Source organism: Kitasatospora sp. SolWspMP-SS2h (genome assembly GCF_003259315.1).
Classification (GTDB): domain Bacteria; phylum Actinomycetota; class Actinomycetes; order Streptomycetales; family Streptomycetaceae; genus Kitasatospora; species Kitasatospora fiedleri.
In genome coordinates this window covers 140,185-158,991 of sequence record NZ_QLLT01000010.1, presented here as the reverse complement: position 1 = coordinate 158,991, position 18,807 = coordinate 140,185, and the positions used below count along the sequence as shown (strand labels likewise).

The 18,807-nt window shown below is 75.7% G+C and carries 14 protein-coding genes; 9 read left to right on the top strand and 5 right to left on the bottom strand.

Annotated features, from left to right (window positions below):
* Nucleotides 1–129: 129 nt before the first annotated feature.
* A complete protein-coding gene (locus K353_RS14650; protein ID WP_111554031.1) occupies nt 130–2,049 on the top strand; it encodes an HSP90 family protein in 1,920 nt (639 codons plus the stop codon).
* Complete coding sequence (locus K353_RS36545; RefSeq protein WP_111554030.1) at nt 2,049–5,021, top strand: tetratricopeptide repeat protein; 2,973 nt, start codon at nt 2,049–2,051, stop codon at nt 5,019–5,021. Before K353_RS14650 ends, K353_RS36545 begins: the two co-directional genes overlap by 1 nt.
* A gap of 106 nt (nt 5,022–5,127) precedes the next feature.
* Here the strand turns inward: K353_RS36545 and K353_RS14640 are convergent, their stop codons facing one another.
* Together K353_RS14640 and K353_RS14635 are read right to left on the bottom strand one after the other, a co-directional pair.
* Entirely contained in the window at nt 5,128–6,693 is a 1,566-nt protein-coding gene (locus K353_RS14640; protein ID WP_111554029.1) for an adenosine deaminase, read from the bottom strand.
* Between the two features lie 107 nt (nt 6,694–6,800).
* On the bottom strand, nt 6,801–7,244 hold the full coding sequence (locus tag K353_RS14635; protein WP_111554028.1) for a DUF5997 family protein: 444 nt from the start codon (nt 7,242–7,244) through the stop codon (nt 6,801–6,803).
* Nucleotides 7,245–7,408: 164 nt separating this feature from the next.
* Between K353_RS14635 and K353_RS14630 the strand changes: the two genes are divergently transcribed.
* Nucleotides 7,409–8,206 (top strand): LysR family substrate-binding domain-containing protein, encoded by a 798-nt coding sequence (locus K353_RS14630; protein WP_111554027.1) that lies wholly within the window; start codon nt 7,409–7,411, stop codon nt 8,204–8,206.
* 17 nt (nt 8,207–8,223) lie between these two features.
* Here K353_RS14630 and K353_RS14625 read toward each other — a convergent pair whose 3' ends face one another.
* On the bottom strand, nt 8,224–9,009 hold the full coding sequence (locus K353_RS14625) for an alpha/beta fold hydrolase (RefSeq protein WP_111554026.1): 786 nt from the start codon (nt 9,007–9,009) through the stop codon (nt 8,224–8,226).
* A gap of 364 nt (nt 9,010–9,373) precedes the next feature.
* Between K353_RS14625 and pgm the strand changes: the two genes are divergently transcribed.
* Both pgm and galT read left to right on the top strand, forming a co-directional pair.
* The gene (gene pgm, locus K353_RS14615; RefSeq protein ID WP_111554025.1) at nt 9,374–11,017 is read left to right on the top strand and encodes a phosphoglucomutase (alpha-D-glucose-1,6-bisphosphate-dependent); all 1,644 of its coding nucleotides are present in this window, start codon (nt 9,374–9,376) and stop codon (nt 11,015–11,017) included.
* 199 nt (nt 11,018–11,216) lie between these two features.
* Nucleotides 11,217–12,299 carry a galactose-1-phosphate uridylyltransferase gene (galT, locus tag K353_RS14610; RefSeq protein ID WP_111554024.1) on the top strand — a complete coding sequence of 361 codons (1,083 nt, stop codon included), beginning with the start codon at nt 11,217–11,219 and terminating at the stop codon, nt 12,297–12,299.
* A 137-nt stretch (nt 12,300–12,436) separates the two neighbouring features.
* Here galT and galK read toward each other — a convergent pair whose 3' ends face one another.
* Nucleotides 12,437–13,594: a galactokinase gene (gene galK, locus K353_RS14605; RefSeq protein WP_111554023.1), complete on the bottom strand. Its 1,158-nt coding sequence runs from the start codon at nt 13,592–13,594 to the stop codon at nt 12,437–12,439.
* Between the two features lie 164 nt (nt 13,595–13,758).
* Here galK and K353_RS14600 point away from each other — a divergent pair, with 164 nt between their 5' ends.
* The 4 genes from K353_RS14600 (at nt 13,759) to cutA (ending at nt 17,429) form a co-directional block, all read left to right on the top strand.
* A complete protein-coding gene (locus tag K353_RS14600) occupies nt 13,759–14,541 on the top strand; it encodes a DeoR/GlpR family DNA-binding transcription regulator (protein ID WP_111554022.1) in 783 nt (260 codons plus the stop codon).
* A gap of 330 nt (nt 14,542–14,871) precedes the next feature.
* A complete protein-coding gene (locus tag K353_RS14595) occupies nt 14,872–15,732 on the top strand; it encodes a helix-turn-helix domain-containing protein (protein WP_111554021.1) in 861 nt (286 codons plus the stop codon).
* A 232-nt stretch (nt 15,733–15,964) separates the two neighbouring features.
* On the top strand, nt 15,965–16,843 hold the full coding sequence (locus tag K353_RS14590) for a carbohydrate-binding protein (RefSeq protein WP_111554020.1): 879 nt from the start codon (nt 15,965–15,967) through the stop codon (nt 16,841–16,843).
* Nucleotides 16,844–17,078: 235 nt separating this feature from the next.
* Nucleotides 17,079–17,429, top strand: coding sequence for a divalent-cation tolerance protein CutA (gene cutA, locus K353_RS14585; protein ID WP_111554019.1), 351 nt, complete (start codon nt 17,079–17,081; stop codon nt 17,427–17,429).
* A 152-nt stretch (nt 17,430–17,581) separates the two neighbouring features.
* Here the strand turns inward: cutA and K353_RS14580 are convergent, their stop codons facing one another.
* Nucleotides 17,582–18,793, bottom strand: coding sequence for an aminotransferase class V-fold PLP-dependent enzyme (locus tag K353_RS14580; RefSeq protein WP_111554018.1), 1,212 nt, complete (start codon nt 18,791–18,793; stop codon nt 17,582–17,584).
* Nucleotides 18,794–18,807: the final 14 nt, after the last annotated feature.

The window sequence follows — 18,807 nt, the reverse complement described above, 5'->3', positions numbered from 1 at the left end:
ACCCACCCCGCCGCGTACCACCCACCCCGCTGCGGACCGCCCCACCGCCGCGGACCGCCACCGCGCCACCCCGGACCGCGCCGCCCGCACCCCCGACGTCCCGACCGAACCAGCCGAAGGACCAGCCCGGTGACCCCGAACGACCCCAGTGCGCACACCTTCCAGGTGGACCTGCGCGGCCTGGTCGACCTGCTCTCCCACCACCTGTACTCCAGCCCCCGCGTCTACCTGCGCGAACTGCTGCAGAACGCGGTCGACGCGATCACCGCCCGGCAGGCCCTCGACCCGGCCGCGCCCGCCGGGATCACCGTGACGACCGGCGACGGCTTCTCGGTCTCCGACACCGGCGTCGGCCTCACCGAGGCCGACGTGCACACCTTCCTCGCCACCATCGGCCGCAGCTCCAAGCGGACCGCCGACGGCGACCTGGACGCCGGGCAGCTCGCCGACGCCCGAAGCGAGTTCATCGGCCAGTTCGGCATCGGCCTGCTCGCCTGCTTCGTGGTCGCCGACGAGATCACCGTCACCACCCGCTCGGCCCGCACCCCCGACGCCCCGGTGGTCGAGTGGCGCGGACGCTCCGACGGCCGCTACACCATCACCACCCTGCCCGCCGACGCCCGCCCCGAGCCCGGCACCACCGTCACCCTCACCCCGCGCGCCGACGCCGAGGAGTGGACCGCGCCCCGCCGGGTCCTCGAACTCGCCCGCCACTACGGCAGTCTGCTGCGCCACCGGGTCACCGTGGTCGACGGCGCCGGGCGCGCCACGCAGATCAACCGGACCCCCGCGCCCTGGGCCCGCCGCCACGACACCCCCGCCGCCCGGCGCGAGGCGCTCACCGCGCACTGCCGCGACACCTTCGACTTCACCCCGCTCGACACCATCGACCTCGACCTGCCGCTGGTCGGCCTCAGCGGCGTCGCCTACGTGCTGCCCGAGGCCGTCCCGCCCTCCCGCCGGGCCGGGCACCGGGTGCACCTCAAGGGCATGCTGCTCTCCGACCAGGCCGACGAACTGCTCCCCGAGTGGGCGTTCTTCGTGCGCTGCGTGGTCGACGCCGAACGCCTGCGCCCCACCGCCTCCCGCGAGGCGCTGTACGCCGACGAGACGCTGGCCGCCGTCCGCGACGCACTCGGCCTGCGGATCCGCGACTGGCTGACCGACCTGTCCGCCAGCGACCCCGGCCTGCTGCACCGCTTCCTGTCCGTGCACCACCTGGCCGTCAAGTCGCTGGCCCGGCACGACGACCAGCTGCTGCGGATGCTGCTGCCCTGGCTGCCGTTCGAGACCACCGACGGCAACGTCACGCTGGACGAGTTCGCCCGCGCCCACCCGGTGGTGCTGGTCACCCGCACCGTCGAGGAGTTCCGCCAGGTCGCCCCGATCGCCGGCGCGGCCGGCCTCGGCGTCATCAACGGCGGCTACACCTACGACCGGGACCTGGTGCACCGGCTGCCCGAGATCCGTACCGGCACCACCGTCGCCGACCTCGACCCGGCCACCGTCACCGCGCACCTCGACAACGTCGACCCGGCCACCGAGCTCGCCGCCGCCGCGTTCCTCGCCACCGCCCGCGAGGTGCTCGGCCGGTTCGACTGCGACGTCGCGCTGCGCACCTTCCACCCCAGCAGCGCCCCCGCCCTGCTGCTCGACGACCGGGAGGCCCGGCACGAGCGCACCCGCACCCAACTCGCCGACCAGGCCGACGGGTTGTGGGCCGACATCCTCGGCTCGCTGGGCAGCTCCGCGCCCCGCGCCCAGCTCGTCCTCAACCACCTCAACCCGCTGGTGCGCCGGGCCGCCGCGATCCGGCACCGCGAACTCACCACCACCACCGTCGAGGCGCTCTACGGCCAGGCCCTGCTGCTCACCCGGCGCCCGCTCAAGGCGAGCGAGTCCGCCCTGCTGAACCGCTCCTTCCTCGCCCTGCTCGACCACGCCATGCTCGGCCACGCCCCCACCGAGCCCGCCCCCGACGGTCCCGCCGCCCCCGGCGGTCCCGCCACCGGCCGTCCCGGCCCGACCACACCGCACCAGGAGCCGTGATGCTCGACACCACCGACGCCGTCCGCGCCGCCCTGCGCGCCAACGACGAGCTGCCGCACGGCCGCCCGCGCACCGTCACCGCCGAGGAACTCGTCGACGCCGCCGAGCAGTTCGACGACCCGCAGCTGCTCGCCTTCGCCCTGCTGGAACTCACCGAGGCGTACGAGTACGACGCCGAGCAGCGCAAACTGCCCGTGGTGTTCGCCCGGATCGCCAAGCTCCGCAAGGAGCACCCCGACAGCTTCGGCGACTGGGAGAACCACGCCACCGACTGGCGCTACAAATGGGTCGCCGCCGCCCTGCTGAGCGTCCCCGACGTCCCGCTGGAGGCGGTCCGCCGCTGGCACGGCGAACTGCGCGCCCACTACCTCGCCCGGGGCCACGACCTCCAGCCCTACTACGCCCGGCAGTACCGGCTGGCCGCCCACACCGGCCAGGGCGTCCAGGACGCCTTCGAACTCTGGGCCGGCCGCTGGCGCTCCCGCTACAGCGACTGCCACGCCTGCGAACTGCGCGAGCAGGCGCGGCACTTCGTCGCCCTCGGCGAGGACGAGCGGGCCCTGGAGATCTGGCAGCCGGTGTTCTCCGGCGAGCGCTCCTGCTCCGAGGAGCCGCACGTCAGCCGGGCCCTCGCCCTGCTGCCGCTGCTGCGCACCGGCCGCCTCGACCAGGCCCGCTCCGCGCACCTGACCGGCTACCGCTGGGCCCGCGGCCGCTCCGCCGCCGCCGAACCGATCGGCCTGCACCTGGAGTTCTGCGTGCTCACCCGCAACGAGCCGCGCGGCCTGGAGATCCTGGCCGAGAACCGCGACCTGTTCGACCGGCACGGCGACCCGCTCTCCCGGCTGCACTTCCTCACCGGCGCCCAACTCCTGCTGTCCCGGCTGGTCGAGGACGGCCACGGCGACGTCCCGGTGGCCGGCCCGCCCGGCGCGCACCGCACCGCCGCCGCCCTGCACGCCGAACTGCGCACCGAGGGCGACGCACTGGCCGCCCGCTACGACGCCCGCAACGGCACCGACGCGGTCGGCGCGGCCCGCCGCGCCCGGCTGGCCCGCACCCCGCTGTTCGCCGAGCCGCTGCCGCTGGGCCTGCGCGCCACCGGCCCCGCGCCCGCCGCCCCGCCACCCGCCCCGGCCGCCACCGACCGGGCCACCGCCGAACCGGCCGCCGGCACCGCCCCGGACGGGCCCGCCGAACTGGCCGAACTCGTCGCCAAGGCGCGCGAGTTGAGCGTCACCAACCACCCCGACGCGATCCTGCACTGGAACCGCATCGGCGCCCTGATCAAGGCCCCCGACCACCGGCACCCCGAGGACGCCGAGCGCTCCGGCCTCGGCTCGCTCGCCCAGCTCCGGGCCGAACTCGCCCTGGAGCGCGCCTTCGAGGAGCGCACCTCCGACGAGGAGGCCGCCGCCCTGTACGCCGGCGCCGCCGAACTCTTCGAGCAGGCCGGGCTGACCGCCCGCGCCCTCGGCTGCCGGGCCCGGCTGGCCGGCCCCACCGGCGACCACCCGGGAGACCTCGCGGTGATCCGCGAACTGCGCGGGAAGATAGCCGAGTTGGCCGAGGACGATGTCCCGTTCGGCGGGCGCGAACTGGTCGCCGTGCTGCAACTCCAGGCCAACACCGAACTGCGGGCGCTCTTCGAGGCCGCCGCCCGGGCGGGCGGCCCGGACGGCCCCGGACCGGACCCGGCCGCCCTCGCCGAGGCCGAGGCCACCCTCGACCTGCTGTACACCGAGGCGGCCCGGCACGGCTTCCCGCACCGCCAGGCCAACGCCCGCCTGCTCGGCGCCCGGGCCCGCTTCCTGGCCGGCCGCCACCAGGAGGAGGGCGACGCCTTCGCCGAGGCCGACCGGCTGATCACCGAGGCCGAGCAGCTGGTCGAACGGGCCGGCGCCCCCTGGCGGCTCACCCAGGTGCACGGCCAGCGCGGCGAACTCGCCCTGTACACCGGCGACCTGGCGACCGCCGAGCGCTTCCTGCGCAAGGCCGCCGACAGCGCCGCCCGGTACGGCGACCGCTCCTCCAGCGTCGCCCGGGTGCACGACGGCCTCGGCCGCGCCTACCTCGGTCTGGACCGCCCCGCCGAGGCGGCCCGCGCGTTCACCGAGTCCGCCGCCCGCTACGACCGCAACGGCGACGCCGCCGAAGCGGTCTCCGCGCGCATCATGCTCGGCCAGGTCCTGTGCTGCTCCGGCCGCGCCGACGACGGCGTCGCCGTCCTCGAGTCCGTGCTGCTGGAACCGGAGTTCACCGGGCTCGACGTCCGCGAACAGGCCCAGACCCGGCTCAACCTGGCCCGCGGCCTGCGCGAGATCGACGAACCCCGGGCCGCCGCCGAGGAGTACCTGCTGCTCGCCGACCAGGTCGCCGGGTTCGAGGACCGGCACATCCACACCATGGTCGCCGCCGAGGCCGCCGCCGCCCTGGCCGCCGCCGAGCAGTGGCCCGCCGCCGACCTCGCCCGGCAGCGCGCCCTCGACAGCCACCGCACCGCCCCGCACCCCGACGCGGTCTTCGACATGCTGCTGCGCCAGGCCCGCCACACCGCCGAGCGGTACGACCCCGACCACCCCGAGGCCGCCGACCAGGCCCTGGCCCGGCTCGACGAGGCCGCCGAGGTGGCCCGCACCGCCGAACGCGAACAGCAGGACTTCGGCAGCGGCTGCCCCGACGGCACCCTGCACGACACCCGCGCCCGCACCCTGAGCACCCTGCGCCGCGACGAGGAGGCCCTCGCCGAGATGGAACGCGCCATCGCCGCGTTCGCCGCCCACGGCCCCGGCGCCCACCACGGCCGGGCCGAGTCGATCCGGGTCGCCGCCGTGCTGGAGGCCAACCGGCTCGACCGCCGCCCCGCCGCCCTGGCCCGACTCGACGCCGCGATCGCCGCGTTCCGGGCCGCCGACGCGGCCGACGCCGCCGAACCGCTCATCGAACTCCGCGCCCACCTCACCCGCGGCTGAACCGGTCGGCGGCCCGCCACCGAGCCAGCCGGCGGCCCGCCACCGAACCGGCCGGCGGCCCGCCGGGGACACCCCCGGCGGGCCGCCGAACCACCTGCGCCGCAGGCTACTTCAGGTGCAGCACCGAGGTCTCGAAGGCCCGGAACGCCCCCTCCTGCTTCCACTCCAGCGCCGCCTTCGGGCTGGCCGCCAGCAGCGCCGCGCACTTCGGCGCCGGGTTCTCCGACCCGAGGGCGCGGCCCTGGCACTCCGGCACCGGCTTGAACCCGTCGCGGTCCCGCCACAGGCTGCGGCCGGCCACGAAGCCGTACTCCAGCGAGTTGCGCGCCAGGTCCTTCAGGTCCTGGTAGCCCAGGTGGTAGGTCCGCGCCGCGCGGACGTACTCGTGGGTGATGTCGATCCGCTCCACGCCCGGGTCGTCGGTGGCCAGTGCCGTCGGCACCCCGTACTTGCGGTACAGCGGGAACGGGTGCTCCCGGCCCTCCACCTGGAGGATCTGCGCGTTGGAGGTCAGCGGCACCTCGACCAGCACCTTGCGCTCGGCCAGGGTGCGCAGCAGGTCCGCCGCGTCGTCCTCGTGGGTGACGTCCACGCCGTGGCCGATCCGCTCGGCGTGGCCGGTCAGCACGGCCTGCCGGATGTGGAAGGTCAGGTCCTCCGGCTTCACCAGGCCGGGCACCAACTCGCCCGCGTGCAGGGTGATGTGGGCGTTCGGGTAGAGCGGGTGCAGGAAGTCCAGCATCTCCATCTGGAGCTGGTAGTTGTCCAGCGAGGGCTGGTAGTCCTCCGGCTGCACCAGGTTCACCGCGACGAACCGCTCGTCCTGGGAGGCGAGTTCCAGGCCGATCAGCAACTGGGCGAAGACCCGCGCCGGGGTGGACGCCCGGCTGGCCTGGGACTGGATCCGCACCGTCACCGAACAGCCCGGCCGGGCCTGCGCGGTGCCGCAGTGCTCGGTGGCCCGGTACTCGGCCATCGCGGCGTCCAGGTCCGCGCGGGCCGAGTCCACCAGGGCCTGCATCCGGCCGTCGGCCAGCAGCTTCTGCCGCAGCGCCGCGAAGTCCGGGTCGAAGCCGACCTCGGCGGCCAGCGCCGCGACCCCGCCGGAGGCCGGGGTCAGCATGGTCTCCAGGTAGCTCTGGTGCTGGGCCGCCAGGGTGTCGGTGACCTCGGCGATCATCGTGCCGGGGTGGCGCCAGCTGGCCTCGCCGAACTTGCCGAAGGTGGCGAAGAAGTGGTCGTGACCGGACTCCTCGCCCGGGGTGAAGTCCTGCATCGACCAGGCCCGGATCACCTGGGTGCGGAACTCGCCCTCGGCCAGCGCGTCCCCGGCCGGGCGCAGGGTGCCCTCGCAGGGGCCGGTGGCCGCGGTGGAGGTCACCGAGTCGATGCACAGGCCGTCCTGCGCGGCCAGCCGGATCAGCAGCTCGGTGGAGACCGCGCCGGACAGGTGGTTGTGCAGGTCCCCGCCCTTGGGCATCGCCCGCAGGAAGGCGTCCAGCCGGGCCGGGTCCTGCCGGATCCCGTCCAGCAGACCGGCGACGGCCGCTTCGGTGGGACGGGAGCCGGCCCGGTCTGCGGCGTGGGCGGTGGGGGCGAGCGGCAGCAGCAGGGCCGCGCAGGCGACGAGAGCTGCGGTGCTGGTACGGCGTAGCGACGTCATGGCCGCCATGCTGACGGACCGTCAGCTCACGTACTGTGCACCGCCGTTTATGTCGGACCCGCATCATCCGAAAGGGTGCCGACGCGCGCGGACGCCGCTGGAACGATCAGATCGTGTTACTTGCGGCCGGACTTGGCGGCGGTGGCCCGGCCCGCGGTCCGGGCGGCCTTCACCGCCGCGGCCTTCGCCTCCGCCTCCTTCGCGCGCTGCGCCTCCTTGCGCACGTCGGCCTGGGTGGCGCGCTCGCGGCGCAGCCACTCCGGGTCCTCGTCGCGCAGCGCGTCGATCTGCTCGGTGGTCAGCGCCTCGGTGATCCCGGCGCGGCCGAGGCCGGTGACCGAGATGCCGAGCCGGGCGGCCACCACCTGGCGCGGGTGCGGACCGTTGCGCCGCAGGTCGGCGAGCCACTGCGGGGGCTCGGCCTGCATCGCGTTGAGCTCGTCGCGGGTGACGACGCCCGCCTGGAACTCGGCGGGGGTCGCCGCCAGGTAGATCCCCAGCTTCTTGGCCGCGGTCGCGGGCTTCATGGTCTGGGAGGTCTTGGGCTTGGGCGTAGTCATGAGCCCAAGGGTATCGCCCCGGGGGTGCGGCGGACGCCCACGCCCAGGTCACGGCCCCCGCCCCGCCCCCGCCTCCGCCGCCGTCCCCACCGCCGTCCCCGCGGCCGTCCCCACCGATCCGGACGGGACGGGCCTGGGCGCCGCGGCCCGCTAGCCTGGAACGCGTGACCGAGATCGAGCAGTCCCCCGCCCCCTTCCGCCTGGTGTACGTGCCGGGGGTGACGCCCACCAAGTGGCTGCGGGTGTGGCAGGAGCGGCTGCCGGACGTCCCGGTCGAACTGCTGCAGTCGGCGCCCGCCGACGGCCACGCCCTGCTGCTCTCCGGCGGGGCGGACGCCGGGCTGGTCCGGCTGCCGGTGGACCGGACGGTGCTGAGCGCGATCCCGCTGTACACCGAGACCACCGTGGTGGTGTTCCCCAAGGACCACTGGCTGGCCGCCGCCGAGGAGGTCACCGCCGCCGACCTCGCCGAGGAGGTCGTCTTCCACCCGCAGGACGACACTCTCGACTGGCCCGAGCCGCCCGGCCGCCCCGCCTTCGAACGCCCCGCCACCACCGCCGACGCGATCGAGCTGGTCGCCGCCAACGTCGGCGTGCTGGCCGTCCCGCAGTCGCTGGCCCGGCTGCACCACCGCCGCGACCTCACCTACCGCCCGCTGGTCGACGTCCCGCAGTCGCAGGTCGCCCTGGCCTGGCCGGAGGCCGCCACCACCGACCTGGTCGAGGAGTTCATCGGCATCGTCCGCGGCCGGACCGCCAACAGCTCGCGCGGCCGCACCGCCGCCGCCGAGGAACAGCGCCGCCCGTCCGCCAAGAAGCCCGCCCGCCCGCAGCCCGCCCAGTCTCAGCACCGCACCGGCCAGGGCGCCAAGCCCAAGCCGGGCCAGCCCCGCCGCGCCGGCGGCACCCGCACCGCCCAGCCCAAGCGCGGCGGTAGCGGCGGCGGCGGCCGCAAGAAGTAGCCGAGGCGCTGGGGGGCTCAGTCCAGGAAGGCTCGGATCGCCGGGGCGACGGCCCGGGCGAGGTCCTCGGGCGTTCGGAGGTCGGCGTCGATCCGGACCGCGGCCAGCCGGCCGTGGGGGAGGGTGCGGGCGGCCTGCGCGGCGAGGGCCGTGGGGTGGCGCGGGTCGGTGCCGGGGAAGACCAGGACCGGCGCGGTGATCCGGGCGAGTTCGCCGACGTGCCGGAAGGCGCGGTCGCGGCCGATGGCGGTCGCGGCCGCGATGCTGGCGGGGTCGGACCGGGGGACGGCGTCGCGCACCATGGCCCCGACCACGGGCGGGAGGGCGGCGAGCACGGGCGCCCAGGCGGCCTCGATGCCGTCGGCCGCGACCCGGGCGGCGAACGCGTCCAGGAAGCGGATCTCGGCCTCCTTCGCCGCGTCGTCCTCGATGTCCTCGACCCCGATCAGCACGGCGGCCTCCACCCGGTCCGGGTGCGCGGCCGCGGTCCGGAGCGCGACCGTGGAGCCCAGGCCCGCCCCGGCGAGGACGGCGCCGGGCAGGCCGAGGTGGTCCAGCAGCCCGATCACGTCCTCGGTGTACCGGGCCCAGGTGTGGCGGGCCGGGTCCCGGCAGACCGAACGGCCGTAGCCCCGCAGGTCGGGCAGGACGACCGTGCGGCGGTCCGCGAGCCGTTCGGCCAGCGGCAGCAGGCTCCGGCGGTCGGGCCCGCCGGCGTGCAGGAGGACGAGGGGCGGGCCCGACCCGAGGACGGTGGCGTGCAGGGCGCAGGCGTCGGTCGCCCGGTAGCTGATCTCGGCCATGGACCGAACCTAGGGCGGGCGACGCGGCGTCCGGTAGCCGGAAAGCCGCCGACCGATGCCGTCGCCCCGCCACCCGTCGCCCCGTCGCCCCGTCGCCCCGTCGCCCCGCCGCCCCGTCGTCCCGCCGCCCCCTGCGTCGCCGCCGCGCGTCGCCCGCCCCGCGCTACCCGCCGCGCGCCGCCCGCCGCGTACGGTGTCGGTGGTGTGCACGGGGGGTAACGGCCTGGTCGGCGGGGTAGTCGCGTCACGCGTCCGCCGACGGGGTGCCGTCCGCGCGCTCCCCGGCGTTCCCGCAGATGGGGTGCCGCGGCCCGCATGATGGTCGCGGGCACTGTTGCCGTACCGAACGAGGAGAGTAGCCACGATGGTGCACGCACGGGCCGGGCAGCCGGCCCAGCCGCAGGACCTGATCGACGTCGCCCGCCTGGTGACGGACTATTACACGCTCCACCCGGACCCGGAGGACGTCGCCCAGCGGGTCGCCTTCGGCACCTCCGGCCACCGGGGCTCGGCGCTGCGGACCGCCTTCAACGAGGACCACATCGCGGCCACCGCGCAGGCGATCTGCGACTACCGGGCCGAACAGGGCACCACCGGGCCGCTGTTCCTGGGCATCGACACCCACGCGCTGTCCGAGCCCGCCCGGGCCACCACCCTGGAGGTGCTCGCCGCCAACGGCGTCACCGTGCTGCTGGACACCGCCGACGGCTACACGCCGACCCCGGCCGTCTCGCACGCGATCCTCACCCACAACCGCACCCGCCCCGCCGCGCTCGCCGACGGCATCGTGGTGACGCCCTCGCACAACCCGCCCGCCGACGGCGGCTTCAAGTACAACCCGCCGCACGGCGGCCCCGCCGACTCCACCGCCACCGGCTGGATCGAGCGCCGCGCCAACGCGCTGCTCGCCGCCGGCCTGGAGGGCGTCCGCCGGATCCCCTACGCCCGGGCGCTGGCCGCCGACACCACCGGCCGCTACGACTTCCTCGGCACGTACGTCGACGACCTGCCCGCCGTCCTGAACCTGGACGCCGTCCGGGACGCCGGCCTGCGGATCGGCGCCGACCCGCTGGGCGGCGCGTCCGTCGCCTACTGGGGCCGGATCGCCGAGACCCACCGGCTCGACCTCACCGTGGTCAACCCGCTCACCGACCCCACCTGGCGGTTCATGACCCTGGACTGGGACGGCAAGATCCGGATGGACTGCTCCTCCCCGTACGCGATGGCCTCGCTGATCGACAGGCGCGACGCGTACGCGCTGGCCACCGGCAACGACGCGGATGCCGACCGGCACGGCATCGTCACCCCCGACGGCGGGCTGATGAACCCCAACCACTACCTGGCCGTCGCCATCGACTACCTGTACCGCCACCGCGAGGGCTGGCCCGCCGCGGCCGCCGTCGGCAAGACCCTGGTCTCCTCCTCGCTGATTGACCGGGTGGCCGCCGGGCTGGGCCGCGAACTGCTCGAAGTCCCGGTCGGCTTCAAGTGGTTCGTCGACGGGCTGCTGAACGGGAGCGTGGCGTTCGGCGGCGAGGAGTCCGCCGGGGCGTCCTTCCTGCGCCGGGACGGCTCCCCGTGGACCACCGACAAGGACGGCATCCTGCTGGCCCTGCTCGCCTCCGAGATCACCGCCGTCACCGGCAGCACCCCCTCCGCGCTCCACCGCGAGCTGGTCGCCCGGCACGGCGACCCCGTCTACGCCCGGGTGGACGCCCCCGCCGACCGCGAGCAGAAGGCCGCCCTGGCCGCGCTGGACGCCTCCCGGGTCACCGCCGACACGCTGGCCGGCGAGCCGATCACCGCCGTGCTCACCCACGCCCCCGGCAACGGTGCGGCGATCGGCGGGCTCAAGGTGACCACCGAGAACGCCTGGTTCGCGGCCCGGCCCTCCGGCACCGAGGACGTCTACAAGATCTACGCCGAGAGCTTCCGGGGCGAGCAGCACCTCGCCCAGGTCCAGTCCGAGGCCCGCGAACTGGTCGGCGACGTCCTCGCCAAGGTCTGACCTGCCCCCGCGCCGGGCCATTCCCCGGGCCACCCGCCGCCCGCCGCCGTCCCGCCGCCGTTCCCGCCACGACACCCCTCCGGCCGCCGCGCCGGAGGGGTGTTGCATTGTGATGCTGTCTGTTCGAAGATGTTTGATGTGTCGGCTCACCCTGCCCCGCCCTGCCCGAGCCGCGCTGCGAACCACGAGGAGTGCCGCCGTGCACAAGACGGTGACCGAGCTGGCCGACGGCCGCGAGCTGATCTACTACGACACCGAGCCCACCCCCCGCGACGCCGTCGACCGGCGCCCGCTGGAGCGGGCCGCGAGCGCCTCCGAGGTCCGGGTCGACCCGTTCAGCGGCGACGCGGTCACCATCGCCGCGCACCGCCAGGGCCGCACCTACCACCCGCCGGCCGACGAGTGCCCGCTCTGCCCGTCCCGGGACGGCCGGCTCAGCGAGATCCCGGCCGCCGACTACCAGGTCGCGGTGTTCGAGAACCGCTTCCCGTCCCTCGCCGACTCCTCCGCCGCCCACGTCACCCCCCGGTCGGACGGCCCGTACGCGCTCACCCCCGGCACCGGCCGCTGCGAGGTGGTCTGCTTCACCGCCGACCACGACGCCTCCTTCGCCGACCTCACCGAGGAGCGCGCCCGCCTCGTCCTGGACGCCTGGACCGACCGCACCGCCGAGCTGTACGCCCGCCCCGGCGTCCGGCAGGTCTACTGCTTCGAGAACCGCGGCGCCGACATCGGCGTCACCCTCGGCCACCCGCACGGCCAGGTCTACGCCTTCCCGTTCACCACCCCGCGCACCGCCCTCGCCCTCGACCGCGCCGCCGCCCACCGCGCCGCCACCGGCCGCGACCTGTACGACGACGTGCTGGCCGCCGAACGCGCCACCACCGGCAAGCCGGACTCCCGGGTCGTGCTGGCCGGCGAGCACTGGACGGCCTTCGTCCCGTTCGCCGCCCGCTGGCCGTACGAGGTGCACCTCTACCCGAACCGCCGGGCCGCCGACCTCACCGCCCTGGACGAGGCCGCCCGCGCCGAGTTCCCCCGGGTCTACCTCGACCTGCTGCGCCGCTTCGACCGCCTGTTCCCCGCCCCGGCCCCCTACATCGCCGCCTGGCACCAGACCCCCCGCCCCGCCCCCGCCGAACTCGCCCTCCACCTGGAGCTGTTCACCCTCCGCCGCACCGCGGACAAGCTCAAGTACCTGGCCGGCACCGAGTCCGGCATGGGCGCGTTCATGAACGACATCAACCCCGAGACCGCCGCCCGCACCCTCCGCGCGCTCTGACCCGCGGCCCCGCACCCCACCCCCCGCCCCACGCGACCCTCGCCCCGCACGGAGAAGGGCCCGCCCGGAACCTCCCGGACGGGCCTGCGGCCTTCCCCGCGCTACCGCGCCCGCTACCGCACCCGCTTCCCCGCCCGCTACCGCACCCGGTGGGCGCCCTGCGCGGGCACCGCCGGGAAGGCGTGCGGGTCGGCGTACCCGGCCGCCGCGAACGCCTCGCGCACGGCCCGCTCGACCGCCGCCAGCCGCTCGGTGTCCACCAGGGCGAGCACCGAGCCGCCGAACCCGCCGCCCATCATCCGGGCGCCCAGCGCGCCCGCCGCGTTCGCCGCGGCCACCGCCAGGTCTGTCTCCGGGCAGGAGACCCGGTAGTCGTCGCGCAGCGAGGCGTGCCCGGCGGTCAGGACCGGGCCCAGCGCCCGCGGGTCGCCCGCGTCCAGCAGCGCGATCGCGTCCAGCACCCGCTGGTCCTCCGTCACCACGTGCCGCACCAGCGGGCGCAGTTCGGCCGGCAGCCGCTCCTGCGCCGCCGCCAGCTCCGCCACCCCCAGGTCGCGCAGCGCCCGCACCCCCAGCAGCCCGGCCGCCCGCTCGCAGCCCGCCCGCAGGCCCGCGTACGCGCCGTCGCCCAGGTCGTGCTTGACCCGGGTGTCGATCACCAGCAGGGAGAGGCCGACCGCGGGCAGGTCCAGCGGCACCTGGCGGCCGGCCAGCGTCCGGGTGTCCAGGAAGTAGGCGTGGCCCGCGACGCAGCAGCTGGACGCCATCTGGTCGAGCGCGCCGCACGGCACCCCGACGTACGCGTTCTCGGCGCGCTGGGCGAGCAGCGCCCGGCCGGGGGCGTCCAGGCCCAGGCCGTACAGCTCGTCCAGGGCGAGCGCGGTGGCGCACTCCAGCGCGGCGGACGAGGACAGGCCCGCCCCGGACGGCACGTCCGAGTCGAACGCCAGGTCGGCCCCGCCCACCGGGTGCCCGGCCTCGGCGAGCGCCCAGAACACCCCGGCGGGGTACGCCGCCCAGCCGGACACCGTCCCGGGGGCCAGCCCGTCCACCGCGAACTCCGCCACCGCGCCGTCGCCCTGCGCGCTGAACAGCCGCACCAGGCCGTCGGAGCGGCGGCGGGCCGCCACCCGGGTGGCGTGCGGGAGCGCGGCGGGCAGCACGAAGCCCTCGTTGTAGTCGGTGTGCTCGCCGATCAGGTTGATCCGGCCGGGGGCGGCCCACACGCCGTCGGGGACGTCGCCGAAGGCGGAGGCGAAAACGGCGGCGGCATCGGTGGCGGCATCGGTGGTCATCGGGCACTCCAGCGGGCGTTCAGCGGCGTTCACGGGCCGTCCACGAGCGGTCGGGCAACATATCCAACACATTCAAACACACAACCCCACACCCGAACAGGGTCGGCGCGGCCCCGGCGAACTATGCTGATCCCCTCCCACCCCAGCACCCGTGGAGGACCACAGTGACCACCGACGGCGGACTGCTCGCCGACCAGCGCCGGGCCCTGATCCTCGACCTGGTCCGCCGGGACGGGGCCGTCAAGGTCGCCGAACTGGTCGACCAACTCGGCGTCTCCGACATGACCGTCCGCCGCGACCTGGACGCCCTCGCCCGCACCGGCGCCGTCCGCAAGGTCTACGGCGGCGCGGTCGCCCGCACCACCACCGCGGACGAGCCCGCCTTCGAGGCCAAGTCCAGCCTCGCCGCCGACACCAAGGCCGCCCTCGCCGAGGCCGCCGCCGCCCAGGTCCAGCCCGGCAGCGTGGTCGCCGTCTCGGCCGGCACCACCGCCTACGCCGTCGCCACCCGCCTGCTCGACGTCCCCGGCCTCACCGTGGTCACCAACTCCCTCCCCGTCGCCGAACTCGTCCGCACCCGCGGCGACGACGGCCCCGCCCTCCTGCTCACCGGCGGCGCCCCCACCCGCTCCGCCGCCCTGGTCGGCCCCCTCGCCGACCAGGCCATCCGCTCCCTCCACGTCGACCTCCTGATCATCGGCGCCCACGGCGTCAGCGAACGCGCCGGCCTCACCACCCCCAACCTCGCCGAGGCCCAGACCAACCGCGCCCTGATCGCCTCCGCCCACCGCACCGTCGCCGTCGCCGACCACACCAAGTGGGGCATCGTCGGCCTCAGCAGCTTCGCCGCCCTCACCGACCTCGACTGCTTCATCACCGACCAGGCCCTCCCCACCGATGCCCGCACCGCCCTCACCGAATCCTGCGGCACCCTCCTGCTGGTCTGACCCCCCCCACGGCCCGCGCAAGCCCGCCCGGAGCAGGACCGGGAACGCGGAGGTGAACGGGGGACGGGCGTCGTGGCGCGGCAGGCGGTGCGGCACCGGGACACGGCGAGACGGTCGGCCGCCACGCCGCACCCGCCCGGGCCGAGGTCCGTGAGCAGCCGCCCGGCAGCGGACTGGCCGTCCAACGCGGGCATGACGCCCGGACGGAGGCCCGACGGTCGGCCTTGCCCTCCCACCTCCCTCCATCGAACCCCCACCCCCGCTTGCCGGTGCGTGCCGGTCGGGCTGGGCCGCTGGACGGTTCGCGGGGCGTTTGCGCACACTGGCTCGATGAGGCTCCGACCGGCCAGCGGCCTGGAACTGCACGACCTGGACGTGCCCGACCCGGGGTTGCTGCCGTTCGCGGCGGGCAGCTTCGACGCCGTCGGGCCGCTCTCCCGGGCGGACTTCCCGCACCGGCACTCGTTCTACGAGCTGGTCTACGTCACGGCGGGCGGGGGGACGCACGTCATCGACCTGGTCGAGCACCGCATCCAGCCGCCCACGCTGTACGCGGTGCTGCCCGGTCAGGTGCACCGCTGGTCCGGGGCGGGGCGGCTCGACGGGTGGGTGCTGCTGTTCAACGAGGACTTCCTGCACCGGCATCCGGAGGACCTGGCCCTGCTGCGCGCCCTGGCCGGTGGCCCGGCGGTCCGGCCGGAGGGGCGGGAGCACCGCGAGATCCTGGGCCTGCTAAGGGAGTTGACGGCCGAGCACGAGGCCGGTCTGGACGGTGCGGTGGGCGTGCTACAGGCGCTGCTGCACGTCCTGCTCGTGCGTGCGCTGCGGGTGGCCCACGGTGGCGGCGGGGCCGCGGTTCCCCGGGCGGCCGGTCATCCGCTGGCCGCCCGGTTCACCCGGATGATCACCGACGCCGACCGCGCCGACCGCTCGGTGCTCGCCATCGCCCGTGAACTCGGCGTCTCCACCGGCTACTTGCACGAGGTGGTGAAGGAGGCCACCGGCCGCACCCCGGCCCGGCTGGTCCGCGAGCAGCAGACCCTGGAGGCGAAACACCTGCTCACCACCACCGACATGACGGTCCGTCAGGTATCGGCGGCGGCCGGATTCTCCGACCCGGCCTACTTCTGCCGCTTCTTCCGCCGCGAAGTCGGCCGCACCCCGGGCGAGTTCCGCGAGCAGGCGAGCTGACGGCCCGAAAACCCGACGGCCTGGCGGCCCGGAAACCCGACAGCCCGGCGGCGGTTGAGGAATGCACCACGTCCCGCCGACCCCGTCCATCGACGGTCCGGCCGGGCAGGGCCTAGCGTCGGAGGCACCCCACAGCGCCGCCGCGCCGGGAGGCCCGACCCCGCCGCATGTCATGTCCCGTCCAAGGAGCCCCGGGCGGGCGGCGACCACCGCAGCAGTCGAACGGAGAGCCATGCCCACCCCCCACAACCCGCTGGACGGCCTGAGCGAACTGGCCGATCGCCGGATCAGCCGCAAGGGCCTGCTCAAGGCGGCCGCCCTGGCCGGCGCCGCACCGGTCCTGATCGGCGGCGGCGTCGCCCTGGCCCGCGACGCGGTCGCCGCCGACGTCCCGGCCCCGCTCACCCCCCAGTGCACCGACGGGCACGTCACCGAGGAGCAGATCGAGGGCCCGTACTTCAAGCCCGGCTCCCCGCTGCGGACCAACCTGGTCACCAGCGGCACCCCCGGTACCCCGCTGACCGTCAGCGGCTACGTCTTCGGCCGGAACTGCCTGCCGATCTCCGGTGCCCTGCTGGACTTCTGGCAGGCCGACACCAACGGCACCTACGACAACTCCGGCTACACCTTCCGCGGCCACCAGTTCAGCGCCGCCAATGGCGCGTACACGCTGACCACGATCGTCCCCGGCCTCTACCCGGGCCGCACCCGGCACCTCCACGTCAAGGTGCAGGCCCCCGGGCAGCCGATCCTCACCACCCAGCTGTACTTCCCGAACGAGCCGCGCAACTCCACCGACACCATCTTCGACCCCGACCTGGTGATGACGGTCCGCCAGGTCGGCAACGGGCGCGAGGCCGGCTTCGACTTCGTGCTCAACGTCAACGGCACCGGCACGCCCAGCCCCAGCGGCAGCCCGACCCAGGGTTCGCCGAGCCCCGGCCCGAGCGCCTCCACCCCCGGCGGCTCCACCACCTGGGCGGTCGGCGCCAGTTACAAGGCCGGCGACCTGGTCAGCTACAACGGCGTCGGCTACGTCTGCCTCCAGGGCCACATCGCGTACGCGGGCTGGGAGCCGCCGAACGTCCCGGCCCTCTGGCAGCGCCGCTGACCACCCCCGGTCCCGCCGCTGACCGACCCCACCCCCACGTGGGGCGGTCAGCGGCGACAGCCACCCGAACCGGCGGCGCGGCCCGCTCCCCGGGAGGGGAACCCCGGGCGACCGGGGCCGCGCCCGCCGAACGCCGTGACGGCCCGCGTGCGGGGTGCCCGGGCCGTCACGGCACCCCGGCCCGGAACCCGCCGGACCCCCGGCCCGGAACCCGCCGGCCCCGTACGCTCGGCCCATGACCGAGCAGCAGCCCCCGCCCCCGCACCGGTACCTGGTGGTGACGACCACCCACGAGGACGAGGCCGCCGCCCGCGCCCTCGCCGCCACCCTGGTCCGCGAACGCCTCGCCGCCTGCGCGCAGTTGCACCCCGTCCGCTCGGTGTACCGGTGGGACGGCGAGGTCCGGGACGCCCCCGAGTGGCGCGTCGACCTCAAGACCCGGGCCGCGCTGGCCGACCGCCTCGTCACCCGGATCGGCGAACTGCACAGCTACGACACCCCGGAGGTGATCGCCGTCCCGGTGACCGCCGGATCCCCCGCCTACCTCGCCTGGCTCGACACCGAGACCACCCCCGAGGCCGGATGACGTTCCGGCAGGTGCTTCGCCCCGCGTTCCGATGATTGTCGGTGCCGGTGCCCGCAGTCGCGCCCGTGCGCCCATCGGGAACCTTCGCCTTCGCCCACTCCGCCACCACCTTCGGCGCCGGCCCCGCCGACCGCGCCCGCGTGCCGGTGCGGTCAGCGTTCCCGGGCCCAGGCGCACAGCACCGGTACGCACCGCTCCGCGAAGTACTCGTAGTCCTCCGCCGTGTTGTACGCGTGCGTGGACAGCCGGAAGTACCCCGTCCCGCCGAAGCTGGTGAAGGCGGCCTCGACGCCGAACTCGGCGGCCAGGCGGTCGCGCAGGCCGTCGGCCTCCAGGCGGGTGCGGCCCAGGCCGGCCGGGAGCCTGACCAGGCGGAGGGCGCCCACCGGCATGCCGACCTCCGCCGTGGCCAGTTCGCCGGTCGCGGCGGTGATCGTCTCGCCGACCAACTGCTGGGCGTAGTCGGCGAGTTCGCTCATGTAGCGGCGGGTGTCGGCCCAACCCCACTGCTCGGCGACGAAGTCGAGCGCGGTCGGCGCGGCCAGGTAGCCGGTGACGTCCACGGTGCCCTGGGTGTCGAAGCGCTCCGGGAACGGCTCCTCCGCGCCCCAGGAGTCGATCAACGGGTGGAGGGAGTGCCGGAGTTCGCCCCGGGCGACGAGCGCGGCGGTGCCGCGCGGCGCGCAGCCGAACTTGTGCAGGTTGCCGACCCAGGCGTCGCAGTCCGCCCCGGCCAGCGGGTCCTCGTCCAGGCCGGGCACGTGCGCGGCGTCGACCAGCAGCGGGACGCCGCGCTCGCGGGCGAACGCGCCGATCAGGTCGACCGGCAGGTAGCGGGCGGTCGCGGAGGTGATCCGGTCCAGCACGATCAGCGCGGTCCGTTCGGTCACCGCCCCGGTCACCGCCGCCGCGGCCTCCGCCGGACCGGCCGCCAGCGGCACGTGCGCCGTGCGCACCGAGCCGCCCCAGCGCCGGGCCAGCCGGGCCGCGCCCATGGTGACGGCCCCGTAGCCGTGGTCGGTGACCAGCACCTCGCCGCCGTCCCGGTGCGGGAGGCTGCCGTACACGGCGCTCGCCCCGGCGCTCGCGTTCGGCACCAGCGCGGTGAACTCGGCCGGTACGCGCAGGAATTCGGCGATCGCGGCCCGCGCGGCGGCGACCCGCCGGGGCAGCCCGGGGAACCACAGCACCGGCGAGGCGTCCATCTCCTCGCGCAGCCGCTGCTGTTCGCGCTGCGCGACCAGCGGCACCGCGCCGAACGAACCGTGGTTGAGGTGCCGCATCCCGGGGTCGAGCGACCACCCGGCGGCGGCGGGACGCCCGTCCCGGAGCAGCAGGGGCTTAGGGGCGACGGCTGTGGGCACGGCTGTTCTCTCCG